Annotated in this window: 15 protein-coding genes; 6 read left to right on the plus strand and 9 right to left on the minus strand. The window is 65.7% G+C overall.

Going from position 1 to position 17,324, the window contains the following annotated elements; all coding sequences use genetic code 11:
- Window positions 1-274 precede the first annotated feature (274 nt).
- Window positions 275-652, minus strand: a complete 378-nt coding sequence (locus VRZ08_RS24010; RefSeq protein WP_346295893.1) for a response regulator — start codon at window positions 650-652, stop codon at window positions 275-277.
- A 59-nt stretch (window positions 653-711) separates the two neighbouring features.
- On the minus strand, window positions 712-1,608 hold the full coding sequence (locus tag VRZ08_RS24015) for an MJ0042-type zinc finger domain-containing protein (RefSeq protein ID WP_414534138.1): 897 nt from the start codon (window positions 1,606-1,608) through the stop codon (window positions 712-714).
- 143 nt (window positions 1,609-1,751) lie between these two features.
- Between VRZ08_RS24015 and ftsE the strand changes: the two genes are divergently transcribed.
- From ftsE to VRZ08_RS24035, 4 genes are all read left to right on the plus strand, one after another.
- On the plus strand, window positions 1,752-2,411 hold the full coding sequence (gene ftsE / locus VRZ08_RS24020; RefSeq protein WP_011160268.1) for a cell division ATP-binding protein FtsE: 660 nt from the start codon (window positions 1,752-1,754) through the stop codon (window positions 2,409-2,411).
- On the plus strand, window positions 2,404-3,390 hold the full coding sequence (locus VRZ08_RS24025; protein ID WP_408017305.1) for a cell division protein FtsX: 987 nt from the start codon (window positions 2,404-2,406) through the stop codon (window positions 3,388-3,390). Before ftsE ends, VRZ08_RS24025 begins: the two co-directional genes overlap by 8 nt.
- A gap of 158 nt (window positions 3,391-3,548) precedes the next feature.
- Window positions 3,549-4,274, plus strand: coding sequence for a YdcF family protein (locus VRZ08_RS24030; RefSeq protein WP_264053671.1), 726 nt, complete (start codon window positions 3,549-3,551; stop codon window positions 4,272-4,274).
- A 13-nt stretch (window positions 4,275-4,287) separates the two neighbouring features.
- A complete protein-coding gene (locus VRZ08_RS24035) occupies window positions 4,288-5,097 on the plus strand; it encodes a lysophospholipid acyltransferase family protein (protein WP_414534139.1) in 810 nt (269 codons plus the stop codon).
- Between the two features lie 16 nt (window positions 5,098-5,113).
- Here the strand turns inward: VRZ08_RS24035 and VRZ08_RS24040 are convergent, their stop codons facing one another.
- Window positions 5,114-5,692: a gamma-glutamylcyclotransferase gene (locus VRZ08_RS24040; RefSeq protein ID WP_414534140.1), complete on the minus strand. Its 579-nt coding sequence runs from the start codon at window positions 5,690-5,692 to the stop codon at window positions 5,114-5,116.
- Window positions 5,693-5,852: 160 nt separating this feature from the next.
- On the opposite strand from VRZ08_RS24040, the gene VRZ08_RS24045 reads away from it, so the two are divergent.
- Window positions 5,853-7,046 (plus strand): DUF2125 domain-containing protein, encoded by a 1,194-nt coding sequence (locus VRZ08_RS24045; RefSeq protein ID WP_414534141.1) that lies wholly within the window; start codon window positions 5,853-5,855, stop codon window positions 7,044-7,046.
- Between the two features lie 36 nt (window positions 7,047-7,082).
- On the opposite strand, the gene VRZ08_RS24050 is transcribed toward VRZ08_RS24045, so the two are convergent.
- The 5 genes from VRZ08_RS24050 to VRZ08_RS24070 all read right to left on the minus strand — a co-directional run bounded on the left by VRZ08_RS24050 (window position 7,083) and on the right by VRZ08_RS24070 (window position 15,531).
- Window positions 7,083-8,666, minus strand: a complete 1,584-nt coding sequence (locus tag VRZ08_RS24050; protein WP_414534142.1) for an anti-phage dCTP deaminase — start codon at window positions 8,664-8,666, stop codon at window positions 7,083-7,085.
- Between the two features lie 293 nt (window positions 8,667-8,959).
- Window positions 8,960-10,579 (minus strand): ABC-F family ATP-binding cassette domain-containing protein, encoded by a 1,620-nt coding sequence (locus tag VRZ08_RS24055; protein ID WP_414534143.1) that lies wholly within the window; start codon window positions 10,577-10,579, stop codon window positions 8,960-8,962.
- Window positions 10,580-10,831: 252 nt separating this feature from the next.
- Complete coding sequence (rocF, locus tag VRZ08_RS24060; RefSeq protein ID WP_414534153.1) at window positions 10,832-11,815, minus strand: arginase; 984 nt, start codon at window positions 11,813-11,815, stop codon at window positions 10,832-10,834.
- A gap of 55 nt (window positions 11,816-11,870) precedes the next feature.
- Window positions 11,871-12,704, minus strand: coding sequence for an acyl-CoA thioesterase (locus VRZ08_RS24065; protein WP_414534144.1), 834 nt, complete (start codon window positions 12,702-12,704; stop codon window positions 11,871-11,873).
- A gap of 280 nt (window positions 12,705-12,984) precedes the next feature.
- Window positions 12,985-15,531 carry a glycogen/starch/alpha-glucan phosphorylase gene (locus VRZ08_RS24070; RefSeq protein WP_414534145.1) on the minus strand — a complete coding sequence of 849 codons (2,547 nt, stop codon included), beginning with the start codon at window positions 15,529-15,531 and terminating at the stop codon, window positions 12,985-12,987.
- Between the two features lie 285 nt (window positions 15,532-15,816).
- On the opposite strand from VRZ08_RS24070, the gene VRZ08_RS24075 reads away from it, so the two are divergent.
- Entirely contained in the window at window positions 15,817-16,248 is a 432-nt protein-coding gene (locus tag VRZ08_RS24075) for a hypothetical protein (RefSeq protein WP_107357183.1), read from the plus strand.
- Between the two features lie 242 nt (window positions 16,249-16,490).
- Here the strand turns inward: VRZ08_RS24075 and VRZ08_RS24080 are convergent, their stop codons facing one another.
- A complete protein-coding gene (locus VRZ08_RS24080; RefSeq protein ID WP_414534154.1) occupies window positions 16,491-17,234 on the minus strand; it encodes a DUF2865 domain-containing protein in 744 nt (247 codons plus the stop codon).
- Window positions 17,235-17,324: the final 90 nt, after the last annotated feature.

The following is a 17,324-nucleotide window of genomic DNA, read 5'->3' on the forward strand; positions in this document are numbered from 1 at the left end:
CAGCCGCCATCCGCTGACCAATCTCCGGCCACGGCGGCCGAAACCGCCGCTCGCAGCCAAATCGCATCACGCCATCACCCCTCCAGCTGCCAACTCGCCAAATCAACGAGTTTCGCAGAGGTCTCGCCTGCGGGAGAGGTCGACGCGCGAAGCGCGGCGGGTGAGGGCACTCCTCTCCGCGAGTCGCTAAGTCATTGTGCGCGTCGCCCTCACCCCAGCCCTCTCCCGCAAGCGGGAGAGGGGGCGCGCTGCGAAGCGGGGATGGCGTTGGTGATTAGTTTCTCTTCTTCGCCGTCAGCGCATCCGCCACTGCGGTGCGGATGTCGGCGACCGAGAACGGCTTGGTGACGACGTCGTGCACGATGGCGTCGAGGCCGAAGGCGCGTTCGCGCTGATCTGCGAAGCCGGTCATCAGCAGGATCGTCAGCTCGGGGAAGTCGCGCGCCGCGGCGAGCGCCAGCGCAATGCCGTCCATGATCGGCATCTTGATATCGGTCAGCAGCAGGTCGAACTTGCCGTTCTGGCTGGTGAGAATTTCCAGCGCTTCGCTGCCGTCTTCGGCCGTGACGGTCTCGTGGCCGTCCATGCCGATCGCGCGGGCGACCAGCAGGCGCATCGATTCTTCGTCGTCGGCGATCAGGATGCGCGCCATCGTGTCATTCCCTCGTCGCGGCCGGCGCCGGGCCGTGCGCAACCACACTGATCATGATTTCAAGCCCCACCGGCCGCAATGTCGCGCCGGTTGAAGAAGCGCACGTCGATCGCGCGCGCCTCCGCCGGCGGCGAGGCGAGGCGCGTTCTGAACCAGGCGATCTCGCCCGGCCGCAGCGCCTGTTGTTCGAGAACCGCGTTCCAGGCGTAGATCTCGGTGCCCTTGGCGTCACGCACCGAGAACCGCAGCCGCGGCACGTCGACGGTCTTCTTGGCTTGGCCGATGATCACGCCCTGGATCACCAGCACGGGTTTGGATTCCACGGTCTCGCGGCTGATCCGCACGTCCTTGATCGCCAGCCCGCGCAGGTTCACCTCGAAGCCGATCAGCCGATAGAACGCCGCCGTCTGCGGCATCAGCCGGACGATGTCGGCGCGCCAGATCAACAGACCGAGCGCCACCGAACCGAACACCGCGATCGCCAGCGGCGCGGTGAAGAGTCCCTTGGCGGCTTTCAGCGGCTCCTTGCGGAATTCCGCCAGCCGCTCCTTCATGCTGCGCGGCTTGCGCTTGCTTCCGAACGACGGTTTGCGCTTGCGCCGTGGCGGCAGCGGCTCCTCTTCGTCGCCCGGCGCAGGTTCGTGGGCCAGCGCGCGCGTGAACGGATCCTGGTCGCCTTGCCCCGGCAGGTCGGCGGTAATCGGCGGGCTCTCGACGACAGGGGTGTCCTGCTCGTCCTCGGTCACGCCCCATCCGGGATCATTGGCGAGGTCGTCGGTGGCCGGCTGCTGTTCTTCGACCGTCATGGCGGCGACACGGACGTCGCTCTGCACGTCTTCGGGCCGCGCCAGCCAGACTTCCTTGCACCGGGAACAACGCACCGTCCGGCCGGCATCTCCCAGTTTGGCCGGATCGATCGCATAGGATGTCGTACAATGCGGGCAGACGATATGCATGGCGAATCGCTGGCTATAAGGTTCGTCCGATCGTACCGGCCGTCCGTTAACGAATCGGAAACCATAACCGCCTCACAACGGCGGCACGGGCAGATGGCGTGGCGTGCCCTTTCTCCCCGCGCCGATCGAAATCGGAGCTGAACGTGGTCCGCTTCGAAAATGTCGGCCTGCGCTATGGGCTTGGTCCGGAGATCCTCCGCGACCTCAATTTTGCAATTCCGGCGCACTCGTTTCAGTTCCTGACCGGACCGTCCGGCGCGGGCAAGACCTCGCTGCTCAGGCTGCTGTTCCTGTCGCTGCGGCCGACCCGCGGCTTGGTCAATCTGTTCGGCAACGACGTGTCGCTGCTCGGCAAGGACGAGGTCGCGGCGCTGCGCCAGCGCATCGGCATCGTGCTGCAGGACTTCCGCCTGCTCGACCACATGACCACCTATGAGAACGTGGCGCTGCCGTTCCGGGTCACCGGGCGCGACGAGTCGAGCTATCGCAAAGAGGTCATCGACCTGTTGAAGTGGGTCGGGCTCGGCGACCGGATGGACGCGCTGCCGCCGGTGCTGTCGGGCGGCGAAAAGCAGCGGGCCGCGATCGCCCGCGCGGTGATCGGCCGGCCGCATCTGCTGCTCGCCGACGAGCCGACCGGCAATGTCGACCCGACGCTGGGGCGCCGGCTGCTGCGGCTATTCGTGGAATTGAACAAGACCGGGACCGCGGTGGTGATCGCGACCCACGACATCAATCTGATGGACCAGTACGAAGCGCGCCGCCTGGTGCTGCACCAGGGCCGGCTGCACGTTTATGAATAGGCAGGGGCCGTTGCGCAGAGCCGACGAACGCGACGTCATGGTGGACCTCGGGCACGAACGCCCGCAGGTGCCGCCGAAGGCGCGCAATGCGTCGCCGATCGTGCCGCGCGCCTCGATCTCCGGCCGTGCGTTGGTCGCCGTGGTGGCGATCATGACGTTCCTGGCCTCGATGACCACCGGCGTGGTGATGCTGATCAGCGCTTCGGCGGCGGAGTGGCAGTCCGAAGTGTCGAGCGAGCTGACCGTGCAGGTGCGCTCGCTGCGCGGCCGCGATCTCGACCGCGATGCCGACCGCGTCGCCGAGGTGGTGCGCAGCCAGCCCGGCGTGGTCGAGGTGCGGATCTTCACCAAGGACGAGTCCGCCAAGCTGCTGGAGCCGTGGCTCGGCACCGGACTGTCGCTCGACGAGCTGCCGGTGCCGCGGGTGATCGTGGCGCGCGCCGCTCCGGGCAGCGGGCTCGATCTGGCCGAATTGCGTCGCCGCGTCACCGAGGCCGCGCCCAGCGCGACGGTCGACGACCATCGTGCCTGGATCGAGCGGATGCGGTCGATGACCGGCGCCACGGTGTTCGCCGGCATCGGCGTGCTCGGCCTTGTCATCGTCGCCACCATCATCTCGGTGTCGTTTGCCACCCGCGGCGCGATGGCGGCCAATCGGCCGATCGTCGAGGTGCTGCATTTCGTCGGCGCCAGCGACAGCTACATCGCCAACCGCTTCTTCCGTCACTTCCTGCTGCTCGGCCTGCAGGGCGGGCTGATCGGCGGCGGCGCGGCGATTTTCGTGTTCGGCTTTTCGGAATCGGTGGCGACGTGGTTTTCCGGCACGCCGGTCGGCGACCAGTTCGCCGCGCTGCTCGGCACCTTCTCGCTGCGCCCCACCGGCTATCTGGCGCTGGCCGGCATGGCGGTGCTGATCGCCGGCATCACCGCCTTGGCCTCGCGCCGTACGCTGTTCAGCACGCTGAACTCGATCGAATGAGCCGGCGATTGATCCGCGCGTTACCGCCGCACCGCTCCGGCCGTTCGACCATCCGGCGGACTCCCTTTCGCCCGAAATCGCATTAGAGTCCAGGCAGCTTCCGCAACCGCCGCCAGCGGCTGCACAAGGCTCGTGAAACGAGGTCTATCGCACGTCCCATGTCGTCGTCGTCCGATCGCAGTGAGCTGTCTTCGTCGCCCGGCCGTCCGGCCGGACGCGGCGGGCGGCTGCGCGCCACCATCGTGGCGGTGCTGGCGCTCGGCTTCGTGATTGGTGCCGGCGGGTTCGTGGCGTTTCTGGCGCAGCTGCATGGCGCCGAGCAGCAGCCGCGGCGCAATGCCGACGGCATTGTGGTGTTGACCGGCGGCTCATCGCGGGTGTCGGACGCGGTCGAATTGCTGGCGGCCGGCTACGGCAAGCGGCTGTTGATCTCCGGCGTCCACCGCACCAACGGCGCCCGCGACATCTCGCGTTCGGTGCCGGAGAGCCGCGACTGGTTCACTTGCTGCGTCGATCTCGACCGCTCGGCGGTCGACACCCGCAGCAATGCCTCCGAAACCCGGCGCTGGGTGCAGGAACGCGGCTTCCGCTCGCTGATCGTGGTGACGTCGAATTACCACATGCCGCGGGCGATCGCCGAAATGTCCCACGCCATGCCGGACGTCGAATTGATTCCGTTCGCGGTGATCGGCGACAAGTGGCGCGACGAGCCGTGGTGGACCAGTGGCGGAACGCTACGGCTCTTGCTATCGGAATACGCCAAATATCTCGCGGTCGAGCTGCGGGTGCGCCTGTCCAAGCTCGGCATCGAAGTGATGCCCGAACCGGCCGATCAGGCCGAACCGACCGGCGCCCGCAAGCCGGCGACTGCTGCCGCCAACTGATCGGACCGTTCCGATGTTCGTGATCTTCCTGCGTTCGTTGATCTTCAACGTGCTGTTCTACGTCGTGCTGGTGGGCTGGGTATTGGCCGCGACCGTGGCGGCGCTGTTTTCCGGCCGCGCGGTGGTGAAGGTCGCCAAGATGTGGGGCCAGAACAGCATCTGGCTGATGCGCCTGATCTGCGGCACCAAGGTCGAATTCCGCGGCCTCGAGAAGATCCCGCAAGGGCCGCTGATCGTCGCGCCGAAGCATCAGTCGATGTGGGAAACCTTCGCGCTGCTGCAGTTCTTCGACGAGCCGCTGTACATCCTCAAGCGCGAACTGACCTGGCTTCCGGTGTTCGGCCAGCTCCTGCTGCGCGGCGGCATGATCGCGATCAACCGCGCCGCCGGCGTCAAGACCCTGGTGGAGATGGCGCGCCGCGCCCGCGAGGAAGTGCGCCGCGGCCGGCAGCTGATCATCTTTCCGGAAGGCACCCGCCGACCGGTCGACGCGCCGCCGAACTACAAGAGCGGCGTCGGCCAGATCTATGTCGATTGCGGCGTGCCGTGCCTGCCGGTGGCGCTGAACGCCGGGCTGTTCTGGCCGCGGCGCCAGTTCATGCGCTACCCGGGCACGATCGTGGTCGAATTCCTCGATCCGCTCCCGGCCGGGCTCGACCGCCGCGAGTTCCTCAGGCAACTTAGCGACGTGGTCGAAACCGCCACCAACCGCCTGGTCGCCGAGGCCCGCCAAGAGCAGGCGGCGCTGTTCGGCCGCGTCCCAAGCGCGGTGCCGCCTCAGGCCGAGCCGGCCCCGAAGCCGGAGAGCGAACAGGTCGGCTGATCCGTTTGCTGGCGCGTCAGCGGGGCGTCGGTGCTTCGTCGCGCAGCGCTTCGGCGAGCTGGTGCAGCGGCACGTCGCGGCAGCCCTGCGTTTCCAGTGCCTTCACGGTGGCGATCACGTAATCGCGGTTCGGGCCGGAGCGGCCGTGACCCTGGCGGACGTGGCGAAGCTGTTCGGCGTAGGACAGCCTGCCGGCATATTGCGTGTGGCCGCGGTCGACCACATACGTCAGCGCGCTGATCCGGCGCCGGGCGTCGTCTTCCAGCCACACCGAGCGCTTGACCTCGCGATACACGCTGGTGACCTGCTCGCGCTCACGCAAATACGCCACCGTCGCCATCCGGTGCGCGTCGGCGACGCGGAACGCGATGCCGCGGCAGGCGCCGCCGCGATCGAGCCCGAGCACCAGGCCGGGCTGTTCCGGCGTGCCGCGGTGGACGAACGAATACACGCACAGCGCCCGGTGCTCGCCGATCAGCCGCGCCGGTACCCGCTCGACGAAGTCGAAGCCGGGATTCCACATCAGCGAGCCATAGCCGAACACCCAGAGGTCGCCCTCGGACAGTTCGGATTCGGTGAGCGTTTTGGAGGACATGCGTGCAGGCGGGCTATCGTGCAAATGACAAATTCAGTCCTTACCCCATCGGGCCATGAAGCGTGAGCGGTTTGCCGCGCGGGTCGGCCGCGTTCGCGGCATGGCGTGCGGCAGCCGGTCGCGGATTCCCTTTTCGGGCTTCTCCCCTTAAGTAGGCGCGATGGCAGATTTCCCAATTTCCTCCCGCCGCCCGTTGTGGCCGGTGCTGCTGCTCCCCGGCGTGGTGGTGCTGGCGGCGCTCGCCTGGAGCGCATTCTGGCTGTTCTCGGCAAGCCAGGTCGACCGCATCGTCGACCAATGGCGCGCGCGCGAGGCGGCGGCCGGCCGCAGCTATGATTGCGGCCAGCGCTCGGTGGCTGGCTTTCCGTTCCGTCTCGAAGTTCGCTGCGAGAACGCCAGCGTCGCGCTGACCTCGCAGACCGCGCAGCAGGCCGCGACCCAGACCCCGGTGACCGCCAAGCTCGGCGAGATCCTGGTGGTGTCGTCGCTGTATCAGCCCAGCCTGCTGATCGCCGAATTCAAGGGCCCGGCGAGCTTCGCCGATCGCGGCCAGCCGGTGTCGATGGAGCTGAACTGGAAAACCGCGCGCAGCAGCGTGGCCGGACTGCCGGGCACGCCGGAGCGGGTCGCCCTGGTGTTCGACGAGCCGGCGCTCGATGGCTTCCGCGGCGAGACCCGCGTGCCGCTGGCGCGCGCCCGCCACGCCGAGCTGCACGGCCGGCAGCGTGAGGCCACCGGCGCCGAGCCGCGCCAGCTCGAAGTCGATCTCAGCCTCGACGGCACCTCGGTGCAGGATCTGCATCCGCTGCTCGCCGATCCGTTCGACGCGCATCTGCGTCTGTTGATCAGCGGCCTGAAGGACTTCCGCCCCAAGCCGTGGCCGCAGCGCTTCCGCGAAATCCAGGCCGCCGGCGGCCGTATCCAGTTCGAGCAGGCGCGGATTCAGCAGGGCGACATGGTGGCGGTCGCGACCGGCTCGCTCGGGCTGACCGCGCAGGGCTATGTCGACGGCGAATTGCAGATGGTGGCGACCGGGCTCGACCAGGTGATCCCCAAGCTCGGCATCGACAAGATGCTGGAGCAGGGCGTGTCGCAATCGACGCTCGACCGGCTGGCGCCCGGCGTCCGCGCCAAGGACGTCAACAATGTGCTCGGCGCGCTCGACCGCGCCATTCCGGGCCTCGGCCAGGTGGTGCGCAAGAACGCCAACGTCGCGGCGGTGGCCGGCATCGATGCGCTCGGCCAGGAGACCACGCTGGAAGGCCGCCCCGCCCGCGCCTTCCCGCTGCGCTTCGTCGAAGGCGCCGTGATGCTCGGCCCGCTGAAGGTGGGGCAGACCAAGCCGCTGTTCTGAGGTGGTGGCACCAATAGGCAGCTAGTTTGTTAGCCGTCACTCGAATTCTGCGTGCGGAGGTTCTTGAGGGTCCTGGAGCGCGAGCTCAACGATCCCTGCGGTCCTCTGCGCTGCAAGCGCTGTGTCCCGCCGTTTCTCGAGAGCTTTCTCGACGTACCGTTCGAGAGGCAAGTAGATCGCCACTTTAACATCAAGAATTGGCCTCGGCTCGTTGTTCGGAGCTGCCCATTCCTGAAACTTTCCTGTGGCTTTGTCTTTGCGAACAGATTTTTCGAAGAAATCACGGTATCGGCGAGGCGCAATCCCGTGGAAGTGAGTGAACTTCACCTTTCTAAAATTAGCATAGTGCGCCCTGGTGGAGCCCTCGACTTCAATGGAGTCGGGGTGGAGCGTGAAGGCGGCACTTTTTGGGTATGGCTCTAGGAAGTACACCGTCTCTATGCCGGAGCCAACTATGTGTTTAGCGCAGATGTGACAAGGGAACGTTGTACAGAAGAGGGTGGCATTTTGAACCGCTCGGCCTAATCGTGCGGCGTCCATGAGCGCAGACATTTCCGCGTGGAGAATTCTTCCGAATTCGATGATGTCCATCAGATGAGAGTCTCGGACGGCGGGATGGATAAGTAAGTCGTCGATCTTGTCGACGTGATCTTTCTCCATCAGGCCGCTTTTGCTCAGTCTCTGAAATAGATCTAGAATTAAGGATCTTTTCTTCTCATCATTTGGATCGTTGCCCCAGCTGAAGTCTCTAGCGTCGGTGTTGCTGCCTTCCGACCAATATGTGCCTCCGCCACCCTTTGGTACTTCGTTGCAGCCTAGGGCTATAATTTCATGTCGATTGGAAAAGATGGCGGCGCCAACCTGGCGAGAAAGGTCCAGCGAGCGCAGTGAGGCTCCCTTTGCTGAGTACATTCCGTACTCTATAGGAGTTGGCGATAGATTCGTTGCGCCAAACAATAATCTAACAAATCGATCAAGTTGATCTAACTGGGGTTCGGAAATGTCTTTGTTGATTATTAGGTCGGCTAGGTGGAAGACGTTTCGGACCCTTTGTCCATGCGAGTCTTCGCCTTGATCTTCATCCAGCTTGATTAGTTCGTCTGCGATTGATTTGTACTTGTCGATATCTGTGCTTTTGTGGTCGCGTGCAATGCGATGGGCAAACGCGTCGGTTCGTTCATTCTTCGATGAGTAGACAGATATCTGGAAGAATAGTTTCCCGTAAACACTGCGGAGAAGCTCGATCTCTTCTTTTCTCTTGAATTGATGAATGATGTAGGCCTGTCGTTGCCGAGCTTGACGATCAGTCGGGTCTTCGCCTCGTGATTTTGCGATCTTGTCGATCGCCAATGACGCGCAAATCGCGTCATCCCCCGTGATCTCCCTAAGGCGGTTGCCGAATTCGATGTAACTTCGAAACCGTCTTTCGCTGGGTTTGTCCTGTAGTTCAACGTTGCAATAGTCAATGTTTCTGAAAAGGTCGGTGACCTTCACTGTTTCAACGTTGTAGCCAAATTGCTCAAGGAGCCTTTTCAGCGGCTGAACCGTCTCCACAAGATCGACGCCGATAGGTGCAACAAGTCCGAAGAACAGCTCAGGGAACGGGATTCTTTCCAACATTAAATTGATCTCGGGGGATTCACAGAGAACGGTTGCGGGGTTATGGTGCGCCTCTCTACCGCGAGTAAATTATGCCCCCAAAACTTCCAGTTGAACAGTCGGCAGTGTCCAAGGGTGAGGCCAATCCTCAAGTCCTTGATTTTGATCGTGTCATTCCAGCTGACGAGTTCGATCGATTCATTGACGAGCAGCTCCAGCAAGAACGCTCTGAGAGCTCCTCCGACTTGGAAGTAATCTGTCACGTGTACTGACTGCGCGGCGTTTCCGCCTCGCCACTAACGCCGAAGACCGCCTTAATGCAGCCCCGGCGCTTCGTGCCCGGTGCGGGCGACGTATTCGGTGTAGCCGCCGCCGTATTTGTGGACGCCTTCGGGGGTCAGCTCCAGCACGCGGTTCGACAGCGCGGCCAGGAAGTGGCGGTCGTGCGACACGAACAGCATGGTGCCTTCGAAATCGGCGAGCGCCTTGATCAGCATTTCCTTGGTGGCGATGTCGAGGTGATTGGTCGGCTCGTCCAGCACCAGGAAGTTCGGCGGGTCGTACAGCATCTTGGCCATCACCAGCCGGGCCTTCTCGCCGCCGGACAACACGCGGCAGCGCTTTTCGACGTCGTCGCCGGAGAACCCGAAGCAGCCGGCGAGCGCGCGCAAGCTGCCCTGACCGGCTTGCGGAAACCACTCTTCCAGCGACTGGAACACGGTGAGTTCGCCATCGATCAGATCCATCGCGTGCTGGGCGAAGTAGCCCATCTTGACGCTGCCGCCGATGGTGACGCTGCCGTCGTCCGGCGCGGTGGTGCCGGCGACCAGCTTGAGCAGCGTCGACTTGCCGGCGCCGTTGATCCCCATCACGCACCAGCGCTCGCGGCGGCGGATCGCAAAGTCGAGATCGTCATAGATGACGTGACTGCCGTAGGCCTTGCGGACGTGGCTGAGGCTGGCGACGTCTTCGCCCGAGCGCGGCGCCGGCGGGAAGTCGAACGCGATGATCTGGCGGCGGCGCGGCGGCTCGACCTTCTCGATCTTCTCCAGCTTCTTGACCCGGCTCTGCACCTGGGCAGCGTGCGAGGCGCGCGCCTTGAAGCGCTCGATGAACGCCACTTCCTTGGCGAGCATCGCCTGCTGCCGTTCGAACTGCGCCTGCTGCTGCTTGTCGGCGAGCGCGCGCTGGCCCTCGTAGAATTCGTAGTCGCCGGTGTAGCTGGTCAGCGTGCCGGCATCGATCTCGACGATCTTGTTGACGATGCGGTTCATGAAGGCGCGGTCGTGCGAGGTCATCAAGAGCGCGCCCTCGAACCCCTTGAGGAACTGCTCGAGCCAGATCAGGCTTTCGATGTCGAGATGGTTCGACGGTTCGTCGAGCAGCATCACGTCTGGCCGCATCAACAGAATGCGGGCCAGCGCCACGCGCATCTTCCAGCCGCCCGACAGATTGCCGACGTCGCCGTCCATCATCTCCTGCGAGAAGGAGAGACCCGCCAGCACCTCGCGGGCGCGGCCTTCGAGAGCGTAGCCGTCGAGCTCCTCGAAGCGGTGCTGCACCTCGCCGTAGCGTTCGAGGATCTGCTCCATCTCGTCGGCGCGGTCGGGATCGGCCAGTGCGTGCTCCAGCTCCTTCAGCTCGGCCGCGACCTCGCTGACCGGGCCGGCGCCCTCCATGGTCTCGGCGACCGCGCTGCGGCCGTTCATCTCGCCGACGTCCTGGCTGAAATAGCCGATGGTCAGGCCGCGATCGACCGACACCTGGCCCTCGTCCGGCTGTTCCTGGCCGGTGATCATTCGGAACAGCGTGGTCTTGCCGGAGCCGTTCGGCCCGACCAGCCCGATCTTCTCGCCCCGCAGCAGCGTCGCGGAGGCTTCGATGTAGAGGATCTGGTGGCCGTTCTGCTTGGAGATGTTGTCGAGACGGATCATGGGCTCACGCGGGGGGAGAAATGCTGCGGCGCGTTTAGCCGATATGGCCGAGCGATGCCAGTTCGACGGCCCAACGCGGCGTCATTCCGGGGCGCGCAGCGGTGCTGCGCGAACCCGGAATCCCGAGGAGTTCTGCGACTCCGTCTTTTCCAAAACTGCGAGATTCCGGGTTCGCTTGCTAGCGCAAGCGCCCCGGAATGACGAACGCGGGGAGGGCGCTCACCCCGGAATGACGAGCGCGGGGGAGGGCGCTCACCCCTCCGGCAGCACCGCGTTGCTCGGGGTCACCCGGTCGGTGATCTGCATGCCGAACAGGCTGCCGATGAGTTCGACCGCGACGCGGGCGGTGCGGCCGCGTTCGTCGAGGAAGGGGTTGAGCTCGACGATGTCGACCGAGCGCACCAACCCCGAGTCGTGCAGCAGTTCCATCACCAGATGCGCCTCGCGGTAGGTGGCGCCGCCCGGCACGGTGGTGCCGACGCCGGGCGCGACTGCGGGATCGAGCACGTCAACGTCGAACGACAGATGCAGCACGCCGTCGGCGGCACGGACGCGGTCGATGACGCGGCGGATCAGCACGCCGACGCCGAATTCGTCGATTCCCCGCATGTCGACGACAGGAATCGCGCGGGCGCGCACCAGCTCTTTCTCGAGCGGATCGATCGAGCGGATGCCGAACAGGTCGAGCCGGCTCGGCGGAACAGAGACCCGCGGCTCGTCGCCGAGCAGATGATCGAGTCCCGGCTCGCCGCACAGAAACGCCGCCGACATGCCGTGCATGTTGGCGGTCAGCGTCGTGGCCGGGGTGTTGTAGTCGGCATGGGCGTCGAACCACAGCACGAACAGCGGCTTGTTCTGCTCCTGCCAGTAGCGCGCCACGCCGTTGACCGAGCCCATCGACAGGCTGTGGTCGCCGCCCATGAACAGCGGCACCGCGCCCGATCTCGCCAGCTCATAGGCGCGCGCCGAAATCGCGCCGACCCAGCTTTTCACCTCGCTGTAGTAATTGGCGTTGGCCGGCGCCGGATCGTTGCCGCCATCGAATGCAGGCCGCGTCATGTCGCCGTGATCTTCGATCGCAAAGCCGAGCTGATCGAGCACGCGGCCGATGCCGGCGGTGCGCAGCGCCGCCGGTCCCATCAGCGTGCCGCGCAGGCCGGCGCCGATCTCGATCGGTACGCCGAGCAGCGCGACGCGCCGCGCGGGCTCGCTGTGAGCGGCTTCGGTCTGCGACATCGCCATGACGCCCCTTCAAATACGCGCGTGACGCGCGCCGGAGCGCCGCGCCAACTCAGGCTTTGAAATAGGTGATCTGATGCGTGGTCGCCAGCAGCCGACCGCTCGGCGACCACAATTCGCCGGTCTGGTCGGAGAAGCTTTTGTGAAACACGTTGGCGTCGGCGACGCCGAGCACCGCGGTGATCGGCTCGGCGGCGAGATCGGCGGCGTCGACGTGGAAATACGTCGTCATCGACACCGTGCCGATCGGCAACAATTCGCCGCGGACATGGAAGATCCGGGCGAAGAACGCGTCCGCAATCGCCGACAGCGACAACAGATCGAGCGTGCGCGGCACGGCGTGGCCGATCCACGCCTTGGTGTGCGGGCTCGCCGGCTCCGGCAGCGGGCCGTCGCCGAAGTTCGGCTCGTTCTCGACGAAGCGAAACTCGAACTGACGGATCCACGACGCCGCAAGGGCGCCGCGCTCATACACCGGCGCTTCATCGTAGGTGGCGGTCTTCGGCATCTCGGCCGGGCGGTGCGTCCAGGTCTCGCGGCGCTGGGCGAACACCGCGGTGGCGAATACTTCGACGCCGGCGTCGCCTTGGCTGAGTTCGATGCCCCAATGCTGGGTCGAGCGCGTCGCCTTGATCAGCCGCGGCGTCAGCTCGAAGCTGCCGGCGCTGATCGGCGCGCAGAAGTTTACCGTGAAGGCCAGCGGATCGCCGGCGCGCTCCGGCTGCTGCATCAGGGCGCGCAGCAGCGTCGCCGCGGTGGCGCCGCCGAACTGGCCGACGAAGGCGTGGTAATCGTCGCTGGTCGCGCCCTGCCAGCGCCCGCCTTCGAAATCCACGCGCGTCGCGGCATCGAATGGATGCGGCGTGTGCTCGACCTTGGCGTCCATGGTGCGCTTCCCGTGTTGTTGCTCTTGTTGTGGCGCCAGCTTGCACCGCGGCGCAGCCGGGCGCAATGGCTGTCGGTCATCATGTGATGAGGGCAGGGTTGCGGCGGCGGGCGTGCCACACGCACGTCATTCCGGGGCGCGCGTGAAACGCGCGAACCCGGAATCTCGCAGGTGTTGGACAACAGTGCCCTGAATCTCGGGATTCCGGGTTCGCTCGCTGGCGCGAGCGCCCCGGAATGACGGGCTTGGGTCGGAGTGCGCGCGCTCCGCAGTACGTCGACTATCCCGCCTGCCGCGCCGGGGAGGGCTGGGTCGCGGGCTTGGTCGGCACGTTCCAGATCTCTTCGGCGTATTCGCGGATGGTGCGGTCGGACGAGAACCACGCCATCCGGGCGACGTTGAGGATGCCGGCGCGGGTCCAGGCGGAGCCGGCGCGCCAGCGCGCGTCGATGCCGCGCTGGGCCTCGTAGTAGCTGTCGAAGTCGGCGCTGACCATGTAGTGGTCGAGGTGGCGCAGCGCGTGCGCCACCGAGGCGAACCGGGCGCGGTCGTCGGGCGAGAACACGCCGGAGTCGATCGCGCGGATCGCGTTGGCGAGCTGCGGCGAACGGTTGATGACGTCGGTGGCGTCGAGGCCCTGGGCGCGGCGCGCCACCACTTCGAGCGCTTCCATGCCGAAGATCGCGATGTTCTCCGGGCCGACCAGATCGCGGATCTCGATATTGGCGCCGTCGAGCGTGCCGATCGTCAGCGCGCCGTTCAGCGCCAGCTTCATGTTGCCGGTGCCGGAGGCTTCCATGCCGGCGGTTGAGATCTGTTCCGACAGGTCGGCGGCCGGAATGATCACCTCGGCGAGGCTGACATTGTAGTCGGCGAGGAACACCACCTTCAGCTTGCCGCCGATCGAAGCGTCGTTGTTCACCACTTCGGCGACATCGTTGATCAGCTTGATGATCAGCTTGGCGTAGCGATAGCTCGCCGCGGCCTTGCCGGCGAAGATCTTGACGCGCGGCACCCAGTCGCGGTTCGGCTCGTCCTTGATCGCCTGATACAGCGCGATGGTCTCGAGCACGTTGAGCAGCTGCCGCTTGTATTCGTGGATGCGCTTGATCTGGACGTCGAACAACGCGCTCGGATCGATCCGGATGTTGTTGCGCTCGCCGATCAGCCGCGCCAGTGCCACCTTGTTGCGATGCTTGACGGAGCGGAACTGCTGCTGGAACGCGCTGTCGCCGGCGAAGGCTTCGAGCCGCTCCAGCCGGGTCGGATCGTCCAGCACCTCGTCGCCGGCCACCGAGCGGACCAGATCGGTCAGGCCCGGATTGGCCAGCGTCAGCCAGCGCCGGAAGGTGATGCCGTTGGTCTTGTTGGTGATGCGGCCGGGGTAGAGGAAGTTGAGATCGTGAAACACGGTCTCCTTCATCAGGTCGGAATGCATCGCCGAGACGCCGTTGACGCGATGCGAGCCGATGAAGGCGAGGTGGCCCATCCGCACCCGGCGGCCGGCCTTCTCGTCGATCAGCGACACCGAGGCGCGGAATTCGATATCGCCCGGGCTGCGCGCCTCTGCGAGGCCGAGATGCGCCTCGTTGATCCGGTAGATGATTTCGAGGTGGCGCGGCAGCGTGCGCTGGAACAGGTCGAGCGGCCAGGTTTCCAGCGCCTCGGGAAGCAGCGTGTGGTTGGTGTAGCTCAGCGTCGCGACCGTGATGTTCCAGGCGTCGTCCCAGCGCAGCGCGTGGACGTCGACCAGGAGCCGCATCAGCTCGGCGACCGCGAGGCTCGGATGGGTGTCGTTGAGCTGGATCGCCGCCTTCTTGGCGAGGTTGCGGATCTGGCCGTCGGAATCCAGGTGCCGCTTGATCAGGTCCTGCAGTGAGGCGGAGACGAAGAAGTATTCCTGGCGCAGCCGCAGCTCGCGGCCCGCCGGGCTCTCGTCGTTCGGATACAGGAATTTGCAGATCGCCTCGGCGCGCGCCTCGTGCGCGGTGGCGCCGAGATAATCGCCGGTGTTGAACACGTCGATCAGCAGCGGGTCCGGCGCGCGCGCCGACCACAGCCGCAGCGCGTTGACGTGCTCGCCGCGCCAGCCGACGATCGGGGTGTCATAGGCGATCGCCTGCACGGTCTCGCCCGGCGTCCACACCGCGCGGGTGTAGCCCTTGGCGTCGGTGACCTGGTCGACATGGCCGCCGAACTTGACCTGATAGACCACTTCAGGCCGCTGCAATTCCCACGGGTTGCCGAAGCTCAGCCACTCGTCGGGGAATTCCTGCTGCCAGCCATGATTGATGATCTGGCGGAACAGGCCGTAGTCGTAGCGGATGCCGTAGCCGTAAGCCGGTATCTCCAGCGTCGCCATGCTTTCCATGAAGCAGGCGGCGAGCCGGCCGAGGCCGCCATTGCCGAGCGCGGCGTCCGGCTCGCATTTGCGCAGGTCGTTGAGGCCGACGCCGAGGTCGCCGAGCGCGGCGTCGAACTGCGCCAGCAGGCCCATATTGTTCAGCGAGTCGGTGAACAGCCGGCCGATCAGGAATTCGAGCGACAGGTAATACACCCGCTTGCGGCCGGCGTCGTAGCTCTCTTTCTCGGACACCAGCCAGCGGTGCACGATCCGGTCGCGCAGCGCCAAGGCGGAGGCCTTGTACCAGTCGTGCTTGGTGGCGTGTGCGGCTTCCTTGCCGATCGCCAGGGTCAGCTTGGCGAGGATCGCGCTCTTGATCTCCGCGAGCGCCAGCTCATCCAGAGGCGCCAACTGGGAGGAATTTTTTTCTGGTAACGACTGCACGGGCAAGTGACCATTCCAAGCGGATGAGACCACGACCATACAAACAATAGTCCCGGATCGAAACCCATGACGAGGGCATCGTTGCGGCGGGATGCCCGGCTTTTGTGCAAAATCCCGCGACTCGGGCTGCCTGCTCTGCAGGCGTGGTGCAGGTTTCAAGGCGGGAACACGCCTGATCAGCCAGAGGGCGGGGCCAAGGTTGCCGCCTCGTGCGCCGTGCGGTAAGAACAAATTTAGAACATTCTGCAAGGTCTTGAGTTATCGTCGCGATTCGGCGCGGTGCGCCGTCTATATCTATGGTCTCAGCAAGCTTCCGAGGACGAGATGTCCACCATCGCCTTCGATCAGACGGCGCTCACCCGGATCGCCGACTTCGCCCGCTCCCTGTCGCGGCTGCATCAGCTCGCCCGCCGGCAATGGGTCGATGACGATCAGCTCGACCGCGAGTTCAACGCAGTGTGCGTGTCGATCTGGGGCTACTGCCCGGACGATCTCGTCGACGAGATGTTCGATCCTGCTGATCTGAGCTGGCTCGACACCCTCGACGAGGGCACCGCGCGGATCTTCGCGGCCGAGCACGGCTATGATCTGGTCGACGACACCGGCATGCTCAGCGACTGGTGGGGCTATTGCTGGATGATCCTCGCCGAAGCCCGCGGCCTGCTGACCGCCGAAAACCGCGCCGCCGCCCGCGCCCACCTCGAAGAATCCTACCGCGCCGCCCCGAATGTGATCGGAGTGATCGTCGGCAGGTAGGCGTCCGAGCATTGCGTGGGCTGCGTAGCGCTTCAGCCCCAGGTGTCATTCCGGGGCGAGCGAAGCGCCAGCCACCGGTGTCATTCCGGGGCGCGAGCGACAGCTCGCGAACCCGGAATCCCGAGGTTGTTTGGCCGACAAGCCTCCCCGAGCCGCGCCGCCGCGGTGCGCTGAATCTCGAGATTCCGGGTCCGCTCGCTGGCGCGAGCGCCCCGGAATGACGCGTGGGCGCGAGGGGTGGCTCAGTCAATCCCGGCGCGGCGGCCGTGGGGGATTGGCTTCGGGGTCTCGACCGGCAGGGAGACGTCGCGGCCGAGTGCCGGGGGCGCCTGTTCGGCGATCTGCTCGTTGACCGGGGCGACCTTCATCTCGCCGAGGCGGGCGCGCAGGCTCGGGGTCAGCCCCGGATAGTCGGCGACCGGGGTGAAGTCCGGCGTCTGCTCGATGCCGAGACGCACGCCCGTATAGGCGGCGAGGCCATCGGCGGTAGCGACGATGTCGCCGGCGCGCAGCGAGGTGTCCTGCGACAGGTCGATTTGCGCGAGGCCGGCCGGATCGCGGCCGTTGCAGGTGCAGTCCGCCTTCAGCGCCTTGCGATAGGCGAACGCATTTGGCGAGTCGGCATAGCGCTCGCCGCTGGCCGAGCGGGCGCCGTCGATCTGGCTACCGTAATACACCTTGGCATTGCCGGCCGGGCAGAACGCCTGGCACATCTGCGCCGGGCTGGCGCCGGCTCGGAGCTGCAGCGGGAAGTACTTGCCGTCGCAGCTGCGCACGCAGAATGCCGGACCGCCGCCGGCGGAGGCCTGGCGCTGCGGTTGCGGCGGCTGGTTTTGCTGATTGAGGCCGAACGGGTCGGCGAAAAAGTTGGCCTGGGCCGGGGCGCCGTGCTGCGGTCGTTGCGGGCCGGCGCCGCCGAACAGGAACTCCAGCAGGTTCTGGGCCGAGGCGATCTCAGGAGCGGCGAGCAGCGGCAGAGCCAGCATCGCGCCGAGAGCGAGAACGCGGCGCCGCAGGCGTGAACTGGTAAGCACTTGACGCAAACGCCCACTCCACCGACGCAACCACCCGCGGCA

Source organism: Rhodopseudomonas sp. G2_2311, assembly GCF_047501505.1.
GTDB lineage: Bacteria > Pseudomonadota > Alphaproteobacteria > Rhizobiales > Xanthobacteraceae > Rhodopseudomonas > Rhodopseudomonas palustris_H.